The sequence below is a fragment of the Photobacterium toruni genome, from assembly GCF_024529955.1.
Taxonomy (GTDB): domain Bacteria; phylum Pseudomonadota; class Gammaproteobacteria; order Enterobacterales; family Vibrionaceae; genus Photobacterium; species Photobacterium toruni.
Genome location: NZ_AP024855.1, coordinates 745,365 through 759,167, shown reverse-complemented (window position 1 = coordinate 759,167; position 13,803 = coordinate 745,365). Strand labels below are relative to the sequence as shown.

Annotated in this window: 8 protein-coding genes; 4 read left to right on the top strand and 4 right to left on the bottom strand. The window is 38.5% G+C overall.

The window, feature by feature from the left end:
* Positions 1-6: 6 nt before the first annotated feature.
* From OC457_RS17510 to OC457_RS17495, 4 genes are all read right to left on the bottom strand, one after another.
* On the bottom strand, positions 7-942 hold the full coding sequence (locus OC457_RS17510) for a DMT family transporter (RefSeq protein ID WP_080176365.1): 936 nt from the start codon (positions 940-942) through the stop codon (positions 7-9).
* On the bottom strand, positions 939-1,091 hold the full coding sequence (locus OC457_RS17505) for a hypothetical protein (RefSeq protein ID WP_159447889.1): 153 nt from the start codon (positions 1,089-1,091) through the stop codon (positions 939-941). The genes OC457_RS17510 and OC457_RS17505 overlap by 4 nt, the downstream gene beginning before the upstream one ends.
* A gap of 264 nt (positions 1,092-1,355) precedes the next feature.
* Complete coding sequence (gene ptsP / locus OC457_RS17500; RefSeq protein ID WP_080176366.1) at positions 1,356-3,851, bottom strand: phosphoenolpyruvate--protein phosphotransferase; 2,496 nt, start codon at positions 3,849-3,851, stop codon at positions 1,356-1,358.
* A 28-nt stretch (positions 3,852-3,879) separates the two neighbouring features.
* Entirely contained in the window at positions 3,880-4,197 is a 318-nt protein-coding gene (locus tag OC457_RS17495) for a PTS fructose transporter subunit IIB (RefSeq protein WP_080176367.1), read from the bottom strand.
* 821 nt (positions 4,198-5,018) lie between these two features.
* On the opposite strand from OC457_RS17495, the gene OC457_RS17490 reads away from it, so the two are divergent.
* From OC457_RS17490 to OC457_RS17475, 4 genes are all read left to right on the top strand, one after another.
* A complete protein-coding gene (locus OC457_RS17490; RefSeq protein WP_080176368.1) occupies positions 5,019-7,919 on the top strand; it encodes a GH92 family glycosyl hydrolase in 2,901 nt (966 codons plus the stop codon).
* 383 nt (positions 7,920-8,302) lie between these two features.
* Positions 8,303-10,978, top strand: a complete 2,676-nt coding sequence (locus tag OC457_RS17485) for a molybdopterin-dependent oxidoreductase (RefSeq protein WP_080176369.1) — start codon at positions 8,303-8,305, stop codon at positions 10,976-10,978.
* A gap of 685 nt (positions 10,979-11,663) precedes the next feature.
* Positions 11,664-12,554, top strand: coding sequence for a porin (locus OC457_RS17480; protein WP_235866999.1), 891 nt, complete (start codon positions 11,664-11,666; stop codon positions 12,552-12,554).
* A gap of 19 nt (positions 12,555-12,573) precedes the next feature.
* Positions 12,574-13,740 carry an ABC transporter substrate-binding protein gene (locus OC457_RS17475; protein WP_080176370.1) on the top strand — a complete coding sequence of 389 codons (1,167 nt, stop codon included), beginning with the start codon at positions 12,574-12,576 and terminating at the stop codon, positions 13,738-13,740.
* Positions 13,741-13,803 lie beyond the last annotated feature (63 nt).

Genomic DNA, 13,803 nt, shown 5'->3' with positions numbered 1-13,803 from the left:
ATCACCTTATGATTGTGGTAGCGGTTTATGAGACAATGTTCTTTTCTTGATAATATTAATCACGATCTCTCCCATCCCCCCCCCAATAACTAATACGCCACCAATGGCTTGTAGAACGGTTAATGATTCACTAAAGACTAAAATTCCCAGCCCAGCCCCAACAACCGTCTCTAAATAAGAAATACAAGCTAATTCAGCGGCTTTTAAATGTTTAGCAGCAATGGTTAATAGTGATAATGCGCCAAAACCAATAAAGAACCCCATTGACAGTAACCATAGCCATGAGGTGCCATCCATTGCCGCTAATGATGGTGGATTAATGACAAAGCAAATTGCAATGGCTATCGCACCAAATGAAAAGTTAAATAATGAACGCGAGTCTGAACCAATATCGGTACGGTAACGACTAAAGAATAAATACAAGCCATAGCCGATACCGGACATTAATCCCAGAATATCACCGACCATATTTTGTTTAGAAAACGACAGCGACAACGTTAGTCCTGTTTGAGGGTTATAACTAATAATGCCGATAATAAATAAACAGCCAATAAATACCGCGGTTAACATTGATGCGGTAAGGGCTGATATTTTTTCCTTTAAGAAAATAGCCGCTAAAATAGTAGAGAAAACAGGACCTGTATAAATTAAAAATACCGCATTAGCTAACGTTGTATATTGGGTTGCAGAGACATAAGCGGCTAAACATAAACCTAAACAGACCCCACTGGTTATCACCGCGGGGGTGAGTTTTATGCTTTTGAGTTGTTGCGCTTTACCTTGGTAGAGCATAATGGCAAAAATACAGATGGCACCAACGATCATCCGTGTAAAAGCAATAACATCACCACTGGTATTAATATTACGAGAAAATAAGCCAACACAGCCCATCAGAGTGGCAGAAACAATCATTGTGGTATATCCAAGCGTTTTAGGGTTCATTTTCGACTCCTTGAATGTGTACTATTTGATTGGTTTACCAATGATCCACCATCGGAATATTGTTGATAGATAAAAACACCAGCAACAGTGATCCAGAGGATGATATTGGCGATAATAAAAGCATCAATTGCCCAATAACCTGTTTGCATTACTCTTTCCTTATCTGTAAGCGGCGGGAGTAATTAAGGGAAATGCTAACTATTTATTGAGAATAATAATTGATGATTTTGAATGAATGAACTAGCTAAAAGCTGCTATGAAATAACCAATAAACGCTCTCTATGCTTAAATGAGATCTGGGTCATTTTTAGAGAGTAAGCGGAAGAGGGAATAGGAATGGATTATTTGGCGGTAGTTTAAAATACTAAAGCTCCTCAAGAAAGGAGCTTTATATTGATAAGCTTACGTTGGAATTATAAACCAATTTGCTCGGTGATAATGGCAATAATTGCTTCTGGTGATTCCGCTTGGCGTAAGCTATCACGGAAACTTTCATGAATAAGTTTGCGGGCAAGACCTGCAAAAATACGCATGTGCTGATCGCCTTGGTCTTTATTTAGGGTTAGCATGATAACAAAATCAACCTCACCAGAATCTGACATCCAATCAATCGGTTTATCAAGGTGAGCAATACTGATGCTTGAATGACGAATATGGTCAGACTTTGTATGTGGAATTGCAAAGCCATGCCCTAAACCGGTAGAGAATACGGCTTCACGTGCCCAAATATCTTCCTCAAGCTTATACACTTCATCTGTACGGCCTTGAATACCTAAGTTACCCACTAATGCTTGGATCACTTGTTCTTTGTTTGCAAAGTCAGCGCCTTTAAATACACATTGTTTAACTAATATTGGTTTAACTTGGGCTTGAGCATGACGTTGTTCAAGTAATGCCTCGACTTCTTCAATGGTGGCGCACTCACATGCTTGTGCAAATAAGGTTTGGCTATCTGAAAAATTAATTTCGGTCAGCTGTGCTTTGGTCGCCGCAATTTTGGGTGCGCTCATACTGATTTCGTCAAGGCCAGCGCCAACAAGTAATGGTAATACTTTACTGTCTGCACCAAGCTCGCCGCATAAACCAACCCATTTACCATGGGCATGCGCAGTCGTAACCACTTGCTTTAATAAGCGTAAGAAAGCAGGCGCTAAGCTGTTATACAGTTTTGATACACTGGCGTTATCACGATCAACCGCTAATAAATATTGGGTCATATCGTTGGATCCGATACTAAAGAAATCCACTTCCTTACAGAATAAATCGACAATAAACGCCACCGATGGAATTTCAACCATGATACCGAGTTGAATATCAGCATCAAAAGCGATGTTTTTGGCTGTTAATTGCTGTTTAACGCGTTCTAGTTGTTGCTTAACCCAACGAATTTCTTCAATGCTTTGAATCATTGGAATCATGATTTTTGCTTTGCCATGCACTGAGGCACGTAAAATAGCCGTTAATTGAGTATGGAACAGTGCTAAGAACTGCGGGTAAATACGCACTGCACGGTAACCTAAGAACGGGTTATTTTCATGGGGTAGGGCAAGGTAATCAATCGGCTTATCACCACCAATGTCCATGGTACGAATGATGACCGGCTTACCATTGGCTGCGGCTAATACTTCACGGTAATGATTAAATTGCTCTTCTTCATCGGGTGCTCGGTGGCGATCCATAAACAGCATTTCAGTGCGGAATAAGCCAATCCCTTCAGCTCCTTGTGCAAACGCATTATCCGCTTCGACTGAACAAGCAATATTGGCGGCAACTTCAATCGTGTGACCATCAGCTGTGGTTGCTTGCTGGTGAGCATACAAACTTTGCTGCTGTTTAATCGTATTCGCCAATGTAATAGCACGATCGAAGTAACCACTAACTTCATTGCTAGGCTCGATAGCCAGTACACCTAACTGAGCATCAACATAAACATGATGATTTAATGCTGCCGCACAGTCTTTAATTTCAATACCAGATAAGGTTGGAATATTAAACGCACGCGCCAAAATCACGGTGTGTGAAGTGCTGCCTGCATGGGTTAATACCAAACCTTGTAATAACGCTTTATCAAGCCCTAAAAATTGACTTGGGGTTAAATCGTTGGCGATCACAATACTTGGTTGTTGGAGTGAAAACTCTGCTTGCTCATCAAGTACTGTTGGGTAAGCTGCGGTTAATAATTGGATCGATACATCTTTGATATCCAGTGCGCGTTCACGTAAGTAACTGCTTGCTGACTGGTCAAGTTGATGACACAATTTTTCCATCATAGCCAAGATAGCATTCGCCGTCGAATGGGTTGCTAGCAGTGTTGTTACGCCATTAATAAAGCTTGAGTCATTAATAATCGCTAAATGGGCGCTGGTGATTTCCTGCTCGTGGTGCGATCCCGTCGCAATGATGTGATTTAAGTGAGTACTAACTTGCGCGAGTGCTTGCTCAAAACGTTGTGCTTCATTGTCATCGTGTACTGCTGTTGCAAACTGCTGTGGATCGACTTGGCTCATCGCAACTAAAACACCACAACCAATGCCAGGAGCAAGACGTTTACCTGTGATCAAATGTGGCTGGTGGCGTAACAATGATTGCGGTAACACGATGTCGCTATCATCAGCTAAGGTCTCTAATGCTTCATCACAATGGGGAAATTGTTGCTCAATGTAAGTCTGAAGTGTCTGACATGCTTGTTCACTGTCTGCACCTTCAAAACTTATTGTGCAGTTATCATTTAATAGCGTATCGGTACCCACTAAGGCTAAAACACTTTTTGCATCACCTGAATTATTGGTGCGGTGATTGGTGAGTGTAATTTGACACTCAAATTGGCGGCACTGTTGTTCTAAATGGTTCGCTGGACGCGCATGAATACCATTAGGTAATACACATTGAAACGAAAATTGGTGAGTCATAAATACGATGCCTTAAATTTATTTAATATTATTGGTGAGCTAACAACAGTTGCTGACATTGAGAAAATATGCGTCGTGGATGCTGTAATGCATCTTGAATAGAAACTTCTAGACAGCGATGTTTTGTAAAACGGTCACTTTGCTCGACATTAATATCGGCCGCGAGGATAACAATATCAGCACGCTCAACATCTTGCTCAGTTAGGCGATTTTCTACTCCCATTGCTCCTTGGGTTTCGACTTTAATTGTGATCCCGAGTTTTTTCGCTGTCTCAGTGAGCTTGTCGGCTGCCATGTAGGTATGTGCAATTCCTGTTGGACATGCGGTGATCGCGACAACTCTCATGTGTTTCTCCTGCTGTTAAATAATCGAATGCTTAAGTAATGACATAAATATAAGCAGTTAATAGAGTGCAGGATAGAAGAGAAACGACGCTTTTATAGGACATTTGTAACCGTAATAACCAACCGTGATAGGGATCTCATTGCTTTATAGAGTGATATTTACAGAATAATTAGCATTTTTGTGCGTTGGTTGTTTAAGGGGAATAACACATAAATACCGTGAGTGTTATGTAGAGAGGATGAAATGATGATTATCTGTAGTATTTAGAGTATGGCTAGTAAATGGCAGAGAAGTTGTCGTTACGTCGAAAGAAAAAGGCAGTATGAGCGGGGGACAGCATACTGCTAAAGATCATTGTTTAATAAAGAATGATAATATTTCATAGATATAAATTATGCGTGAATTATTACTTAATTTTTAAAAATATAAACTGGATAAATATCATTTTAATAGCACTATGCTATCTAATGGTTTTTTATGTGACATCACGCAGCTTAATATTAATAATTAAACTATCATTATTGTTATTTAATTAAATACTCAACTTTATAGTGATCGCTAATTTAATAATTATAAATTGTGATATTGAGCCAAAATATTTCCATATAGCAGTGGGAGCTTCGTTCCAGCTATTTATAACAGCTACAAATATGCAGTGAATGCGTAATTAATCCTATATCTCCATCGATATTTATTTTTAATAATGCTCGTCAATAACGATACAGAATATCATTTAAGAATAACGATCAAATTATGTTCGTGGTCATGAATGATAACTCTGACTGTGAACATCAATTAAATCGATAACAAAAGGATTTGAAATGAAATTCAAACGTACCCTACTTGCAATAGCCGTTATTAGCGCCACATTTGGCTTAACGGGCTGTGATGAAGAAACCAATAATATTACCGTTACTCACCCTAATGGTGGTGATACGTTACCGCCGGTTGATGAAGGTGATAAGCCTGTTTGTCCACCAACTGGCGATGGCGATTGTGATGATAAACCAAGTACTGAAAAGCCGGTTATTGATATGGGCGTACATATTCCAGTTGATTTGTCTGGTATGGATGTTACCCGTTATGTTAACCCTTTTATTGGTACTGGTAATTTAGGTAATACTTACCCAGGTGCTACGACGCCAAATGGTATGGTGCAATTGTCACCAAACAACGGCTCTAATGGTTGGGAATATATTTCTGGTTATTATTACCATGATGCGCGTACCAGTGGTTTCTCTCATACGCATTTATCCGGTGCTGGTGCGGGAGACTTGAATGATATTTTAGTGATGCCGATTAACTCGCGTTCTAATTTTATGATCAACGAAGGCTCCGCCACGCTTAACTTAGAAGCTTCGCATTTTAAACATAAAGATGAGCAAGCAACGGCGGGTTATTATAAAGTTGATTTACTTGATTATGATATTACTGCTGAGCTAACTGCTTCCGATCGTGTTGGTGTCCATCGTTATACGTTCCCGCGTGATCAACAGTCAGAAATTATTGTTAACACTGGTTTTAAACTTAACTGGGATTATACTTCAGACTCGTTTATTCGTTGGGATAAAGAAAATAACCGTTTGATTGGTCATCGTTTATCTGATGGTTGGGCTGCATCTCAAAAAGAATATTTTGTGATGGAGTTTGATCAGCCGATTAAAAATGTCCGTTTTGCTTATTATGACAAAGAGACCAAACAATACGTTAATGCGCCAGCTGATTTTACTGAAATAGGCTCAATTAATGGCTCTCAAACCTATGATGCTGTTAATGATCGTGATGTGTTTGGTAAATATCAATATGCGCGCGCTTATGTTGAATTTGATACCGAAAAACAAGGGTTAACCGTTGAAGCAAAGTTAGCCCTATCAAGCACCGCGATTGGTAACGATGGCACTAATAAAGCGCCATTAAGTGGTGCATTCTTGAATTTGACTGAAGTGGCAAATAAAAACTTTGATCAAGTACGTTTAGATGCTACCAAGGAGTGGGAAGCGTTATTAGGTAAAGTTAAAGTTGAAGGCGATGAAGCCTATAAGCAAACTTTCTATACTGCGATGTACCATGCATTCTTAGGTCAAACCACTCACTCAGATCTTGATGGTAAATATTACCGTGCTTTCCAAGGGCGTAATGCTTATCCAAATGGTCGCCCATCGTGGGGTCAAGAAGCACCTTTAGTGGATGATATTCGTTTAGCTGATGCTAACAACGATGGTAAAGCCGACTTTACTCGTTATGATACTTTCTCATTATGGGATACATACCGTAATGTGCAGCCACTTGCTTCTATTTTGACACCAAATGCATTAGCTGATGTGGTGTTATCGATGTTGTCGTATGCAGAAGAAGAATTTACACCTTTGGATGCCGAAGGTAATGCAAGTCAACCACGTAAAGGTCGTCTACCTGAATGGACATTTAAAGGTAACGAAACCGGCATGATGATGGGGATGCACTCAACCCCGGTTATTTATGATGTACTGGAAAAAGGTATTCTCGATGCGCGTATGACTGAGCTTGGCTTTAGTCAAACCGAGCAAGATGATATTAAAGCGCGTTTGATCAATGCGATGGTAACCGATGCACGTAGTGGCTCAGCAGTTTCGTGGATCAGTGAGTATGAAAAAAATGGTTGGGTGCCAGCACAGCTACATGATGTCGAGGCTGATGCGTATGGTAAGCACTCACCGTTTAAAGACTCATGGACAGCTTCATACTCACTTGAATATTCAATGAATGATTGGATGATCGCTAAATCAATTGCCTTAGTGTTTAATGAAGAGGATCCGCGTTACACGGAATTTGCTGACCGTTCAAATAACTGGCAAGCCCAGTTCGATTTTGGTGGTGAGCCTAATACACCGTGGAAAGGTTGGTTTAAAGCCCGTGATTATAATGGTCAATTTATTGATAAGAACTGGACTGATCCTGTCACTGGTGGAAATACAGGTAAAAACTGGCGTCCTGATATGTTTAACTGGGCGTTCTCAGAGTCAAATGGTTGGCAATACTTCTTTAGTGTGCAACACGATATGCACGGTCTAAAAGATCTGATGACCCAAGTTGATCTTAAATCTAACCCAGACGCTAAAGATGGTGCACTCTTTGCTGCACGCTTAGATGAATATTGGTCAACATACCCAGATCGTAATGCCGGTGATAACCAATTCCCAGTGTTTAATACTGGTAATGTTGGTCAGCATGTTCAAGGTAACGAACCTGATCTTCATGTCCCTTATTTATATAACTACGTAGGTCAGCCATGGAAGACTCAAGCAGCGATTGCAGCATCGACTAATGTTTGCTACGACAATACCGCTGATGGTATTTGTGGTAATGATGACTTTGGTACGCTTTCTTCATGGTTTGTATTCCGTGCTCTTGGTTTCTACCCAGTAAATGCAGGTAGTATCTATGAGATTGGCACGCCAATGTTTGAAACTGCTTCAATTGATGTTGGTAATGGGCAGTCGTTTAATGTTACAGCGAAGAACGTTAGCCGTGACAATATCTTTATTCAAAATGCGACCTTTAATGGTAAAGCGTTTAACCGTACTTACTTAACTCATGATGAAATTATATACGGTGGTGATTTGGTATTCACAATGGGTGATACGCCAAATAAACTGTGGGGAGCGGGTGCAGATTCAATGCCACCAGATACAGGGATTGGTGAGTTCTTACATGAGAAATCATTACCAGTTGGTGCTCGATAGGTAAGTTATGTAAGTAAATATAAGAATTATTTATATCTATTGTTTTATAAATCCTACGGTAAATATCGTAGGATTTTTTTATTCCTGCTATTTATATTCAAATCATAATCGATATCAAATATTGTATTGATTATAAAGTCATTTATAAAATCACTGTTTGTTATTTTATTATTTATTTAAAATTCAAATAAAGCGTAATATTACTAAGAATTATATTATAAATAAAAAAATTAAAGCTATTTAAAATATTTGATAGATTATGCATTATTAATAAGTATTATTGACGAGAAGTAAATAGTTGTCACTAATAAGTGTTGAGTACAATGCGTTTGATATCATTATTTTCAAGCCGCTTAGACTATAAATGGCAATTGGAGATATTTATGCCTATTTCTCGTCGTGACTTTCTTAAATCTGCTATCGCTACGGCTATTGCAGCAAATGGTTTAACATTATTCCCCGCTAATTTTGCATTTGCTGATGATACTCTTTTAATTCCGAGTGCAAGCCATTGGGGCCCTTTCTATGGTGTAGTAAAAGACGGTAAATTAGTCGGTATTCAACCACGTAAAGAAATTGATCCACTGCCAACTGAAATGTTATTAGAAGGCTTATTAAGCCGAACTTATAATAAAACGCGTATTCAATACCCAATGGTACGTAAATCATATTTAGAAAATTTAGGTGGTGACACTAAACCTGAATTACGCGGTAAGGAACCCTTTGTTAGAGTAAGTTGGGATACTGCACTACAACTAACTGCAAGTGCTATTTTGCATACAATTGAAAATAAAGGTAACCAAGGTATTTTTGACTCATCTTATGATGGTTGGTCAAATACAGGCTTATTACGCCCACCTGTTGTTCAAGGTCGTTTCTTTAATTTAATTGGTGGTTGTAGTACCACTATTGGTGACTATTCTGCAGGTGCTTCAACGGTTATTTTGCCGCACATTGTTGGTGATATGGAAGTATATTCACCTCAAACCGCGTGGCCTGTTATTGAAGAAAATACTGAAGTATTTGTATTAGTAGGAAGTGATCCTTGGAAAACAAACCGCGTTGAATTCCGTGTTGCTGATCATCAAATGCAAAGCCATTGGCTGAAGTGGAAGCAAAAAGGGATTAAGTTTATTTCAATTAACCCTAAGCGCACTACAACTGATCATAATTTAGACAGTGAATGGGTGTCAATTATTCCAGGTACAGACACTGCATTATTTAATGCGATGGCCTTCCATTTACAAGATCAAAAATTAGCTGATCTTGAATACTTGAAAAAATATACGGTCGGCTATGAGCAATATCTTGATTATTTATTAGGTAAACAAGATGGCGTAGCTAAAACACCTGAGTGGGCTGCTAAAATCACTGGTATTCCTGCTGATGAAATTAAAAAGCTAGCGGTATTATTTAAATCTAAAAAAACCCAAATTGCCGCAGGTTGGGCCGTTCAACGTGCAGACCATGGTGAAATGATTCACTGGGCAATTATCAACTTTGCAGCAATGGCTGGTAAAATTGGTAAACCAGGCGAAGGCTTTGGTTTTAGTTGGCACTATGGTAACGGCGGTATGCCACAATCAGGTGCATCATTACCTGTGACATTAGGTCAAGGCTTTAACCCTGTCTCAGCAGGTTGTCCAGTTGTTCTTCAATCTGAAATGTTACGTAATCCTGGTAAGTCATTTACTTACAATGGACAAACATTAAAATTCCCTGATATATCAATGGTATATAATTCAGGTAATAACTTGTTTTCACACCAACAAAACCTTAATGCTTTAATTAAAGCAATGAATGACAAAGTTGAGACTTATGTTTGTCAAGATACATGGTGGTGTGCGTCAGCACGATTTGCAGATATTGTTCTACCAGCGACTAGTGCATTAGAACGGGTTGATATTACTTCTGGTGGTACGTATAGCAATAACAAAGTGTATGCTATGCAGCAAGTTATTGAACCTTACGGTGAAAGCTTAGATGACTTTGAAATTTTCCGTCGTTTAGCGAAGATTTTCCACGTAGAAGAAAAATATACTACGGGTAAAGATATGATGACGTTGCTGAAAACAGCTTATGAGTCATCAACTGCTGCTAAAATTAAACCGTTTGATGAATTCTGGAAAGATGGTGTGACTGTAATGCCAACCCCAGAAAAAGCCGATTACTGGCAACGTCATGGTGCATTTTATGATGATCCAGAAAAACATCCTTTACATACGCCATCAGGTAAAATCGAACTGTACAGTGAATCTATCGCTAAAATGAAGCTCGATGATTGCCCACCAGTGCCTACATATATGCAGCCATTTGAATTTTTAGGTAATGCTAAAGAAGGGCAATTGCATATTTTGAGTCCACACCCTTGGATGCGTTTACACTCACAAATGGCAAACGCAGATACTAATAGTTATGAATGTGTTGATGGACGTCAGTATTTGTTGATTAATGATCAAGATGCGCATGCTCAAGGTATTGTTGATGGCGATCTTGTTGAATTACATAATGAACGTGGCGCATTATTGTGTGGTGCTAAATTATCAAAAGAAGTTCGTCGCGGTGTTGCTTGTCTCCATGAAGGCGCATGGATGCAACTTGATAAATTTGGTCGTTGTAATAGTGGTCAAATTAATATTATTACATCGGATCAATCTTGTGGTGGACTTAGTCAAGGCACAAGTGCAAATACTTGTTTGGCATACTATAAAAAATGTACAGATCCATGTTCACCAAACAAAGCCTATGAACCACCAATGATCGAACAACCAACTGGGCCTAATGATGGTTCTGTTTTGCCAATGGTTGATTTGAATATTGATGGTCGTATTGCATTACTTCATAAAGCAAATTCAGGTAAAAAAGCACCGAAGATCAGTCGTGGCCAAGAAATTTTCTATGCGAGTTGTACTATGTGTCACGCCGCACCTAATCCATCAGCACATACTCGTGCACAGTGGGAGGGTATCACACAAAGTATGTTCCCTCGTGCAGGTTTAAATGCCGCTGATCGTAAACTTGTTTTAGAATATTTAGATAAACACGCTGCAAAAGCGTAATTAATCTAGATTTTACATGATTAAAATCCGAACAATTCAATTGAATGTTCGGATTTTTTTGATAAAAAAACGCAGATAATGAGGCCAATACCACAAAATAAAACACCGGATATTGTTAAGCCTTATGATTCATAATAAATTTGGTTGGCTACGAAAATCTTGTGCCTCGCTAAGTTAATCCTGAACAATTAGCTTACGAGGCAGTCCTTTGCTTTGATTCTATTACGCTTCTCTCTATTCAAAATAATAGCGTTTATTAACGTTTTTCCTCTGTTTTTCTTTGTATCAATTAGAACTCAAAATATCATAACTATCTTATTGAATTAAATAATCTTAATCTATGAGGTTATTCATAATTCCGTGGCATTATTGCGTCTTTTTTGTAGCGTATCCATCATGAAATATTCGCTGGTGGATGATACAACTTTCACTATTAATGTTGACGATACTAATATTTACCAGTGCTCAAATATATAAAATTATGCGACTAAAGTGCATTAGCTAGCCATCCTTTTTTACGAATAGTTATGTTTTTAAAGAATAAAAAATGTAACAAAATTTGACAACCATAATTAAATGATTATTATTCTCATTCTCTTTTACCGAAAGATAACATCAAATGATGCTTAATTGGCTGAGGTGATTTTTGATTAATAAAAATAAACTTACTTTAGGGTTGTTATATTTGACAACTGTAAGTGGAACCGTAAATGCAGCAACTGTTTATAAAACGGATGATTCAAAACTAAATATTGGTGGTCGAATTGAAGCGCGAGCTGAGAATACTGAACATGACATTAATGATTTAAGTCGAGCGAGAGTTAAGATTGCTGGTGAGACGAAAATGACAGACGCTATTAGCGGTATTGGTGTTTTTGAACAAGAGTTTAAAGCAAAATCAGAAAAAACACGTTACCTATATGCCGGCATTAAAACGGCATTAGATAGCAGTTATGTAACCCTTGTTTATGGTAAGACAAATGGTGCAATGAGCGTTGTTACTGATATCACCGATATTCAGGCGGTTTATGGTGCGGTTGCGGCAAATAAATTTAAAGTAGGTAAGCGTATCGCCAACAGTATAGCTACTACTTATACCAACGACTTCGGAACCACTTTAAGCGCAAACTATGCTGGAGCAGAAGGTAAAGTCAAAGGCGATTTTGATAGCGGTTTCTCTGTCGCTGGCTCTCAAATAATCGGTGATACTGGTTTCATTACTGCCATCGGTTTTGCTAAACAAACTAAAGTTCAACAGCAATCAAAACAACAATTTGATATTGGTTTAGGTTATCAGCTAGATAAATTATACCTTGGTACGTTATACACAAGGCAGAAAGTTAAGGGAAAAACGGGTAACGGTTACGATGTTGTTGCGGCTTATAAGATTAACTCAAGATATAAAGCGACTATCGGTTTTGGTGAATTGAATTTTGATCAAGCTGATGATACTCGAGCAGTTAACGTGGATATTACTGCAAGATGGAATAGTCAGTTTAGAACCTATGCGGCGATTAATTTCGATACGGTACACAACGATATCCAACAAATGATTGGCATTCGTTACGACTTTTAATTACCAATAAGGCTTTATTATGAAAACTCGCTTAAAAATGTTAACCCTTACTGTTGGCGCAATTATTTCTTGCTCTGTATTTGCCGCAGATTATCCAATGACAATCACCGATATTACTGGTCGCTCGATCACGTTAGATCATCAACCTAAACATATTGCATTAGGTACAGCCCGTAACTTTCCATTATTAGAAATTGTTTACGGTAAAAATGCGGGTAAGCATTTAGTTGCGATGCGTGATGATATGAAAAATTCAGCTCCTAGCATGTATGATCTTTATCTTAAACGCTATCCGTCATTAGCAAAGGTACATACCATAGGCAAGATCAGTAAAGGCCAGTTTGATGCTGAAGCCTTTATTAATATGAAACCCAAGCCTGATGTACTTATTATTGGTTTAGATAGTGCAAAAAAGGCTCAGTCAACAGGATTGATTAACACGTTAGATGCGGCTGGTATTCAGGTGATCACTGCTGATTTCCGAGAAAAAACCATTGCCAACACTTTACACTCAGTAACCACTGTTGCAACCGCATTAGGCCAGCGGCAACGAGGTCAAGCATTCTCTGATTATTACCTTAAACACTTAAACTATATTAAGGATGTAATTGCACAACATCCTCAAATTAAATCAAAAAATGTCTTTCTTGAAACCGCCGCTGGTTATACCTTTGAATCTTGCTGTGATACCTATTCGGGTGGCAATATGAGTGATTTTATTACTCTGTTAAAAGCTGAAAATATTGCGACAAAACCGCTAAAAGGGGCGCATAAAGGGGTAATGTCTCCCGAAACAATTATTACCGCTAAGACTGATGTTTATATCATGCAGTCAGCTGGGTGGATTGATAAGAAAACGGGTAAAGCGACCCATGGCATTCCATTAGGTTATGCCATGAATACTCAAGCAATAGCGGCTCAAACTGAGTTGTTGATGTCACGTGATTGGTTAAAAGCAACCAAAGCATTCCAAACAAAGGATATTTACGCGGTGTATAAGCCGTTTTATAACTCACCTTATAACCTTGTTGCACTTGAGTATTTTGCTAAGTGGATTCGTCCTGAATTATTTAAAGATCTGAATCCTGAGCGAACCTTTGAGGAAATGAATAAACAACTTGGTGATCATGATGTGAAAGGTATTTTTGGTATTAGCAACTTTGAAGCAATGGCGAAACAATCTTAACTGAGCGAAAATAAAAATATTTACGATTGAGATTAGACGTAAAAAGACCACTGATATTAATTC

Coding starts and splice junctions, on each gene's coding strand:
- OC457_RS17485 (WP_080176369.1), top strand. CDS start 8,303: ATGCCTATTTCTCGTCGTGACTTTCTTAAATCTGCTATCGCTACGGCT.
- OC457_RS17490 (WP_080176368.1), top strand. CDS start 5,019: ATGAAATTCAAACGTACCCTACTTGCAATAGCCGTTATTAGCGCCACA.
- ptsP (WP_080176366.1), bottom strand. CDS start 3,851: ATGACTCACCAATTTTCGTTTCAATGTGTATTACCTAATGGTATTCAT.
- OC457_RS17510 (WP_080176365.1), bottom strand. CDS start 942: ATGAACCCTAAAACGCTTGGATATACCACAATGATTGTTTCTGCCACT.
- OC457_RS17495 (WP_080176367.1), bottom strand. CDS start 4,197: ATGAGAGTTGTCGCGATCACCGCATGTCCAACAGGAATTGCACATACC.
- OC457_RS17505 (WP_159447889.1), bottom strand. CDS start 1,091: ATGCAAACAGGTTATTGGGCAATTGATGCTTTTATTATCGCCAATATC.
- OC457_RS17475 (WP_080176370.1), top strand. CDS start 12,574: ATGAAAACTCGCTTAAAAATGTTAACCCTTACTGTTGGCGCAATTATT.